Source organism: Psychrobacter sp. TB55-MNA-CIBAN-0194 (assembly GCF_040309505.1).
Taxonomy (GTDB): Bacteria; Pseudomonadota; Gammaproteobacteria; order Pseudomonadales; family Moraxellaceae; genus Psychrobacter; species Psychrobacter fozii.
In genome coordinates, this window is sequence record NZ_JBEOOW010000281.1 from 1 (window position 1) to 272 (window position 272).

At 43.4% G+C, this 272-nt stretch carries 1 pseudogene; it reads right to left on the bottom strand.

The window, feature by feature from the left end:
• Positions 1–242 (bottom strand): annotated as a pseudogene (locus AAEY75_RS15165) (lytic transglycosylase domain-containing protein); the annotation flags it as partial.
• Between the last annotated feature and the right edge of the window lie 30 nt (positions 243–272).

Below are 272 nucleotides of genomic sequence, written 5' to 3' on the forward strand. Positions count from 1 at the left end.
CTGTTGGGTTGATAGCCATCAGGCTGATAGCGCTCTACTTGATATTTGCCTTGTTGCTCAGAACTGCCGCTCTCACCCCATGTCAATTCTGCACAGGCTACTTGCGAAAAGCCCAAAGCACCGACAGCCGCTGCCAAGCTCAGCGCGCTTTTTTTAAGCGTCATTGTTTTAGAACTCTTATGCGTATTATTTTGATATATATTTTTATCAATCATATCAGGAGCAACCTGCGGCTTTTTCATACTGACTCTCTTTTATAGTGGGTCTTATAT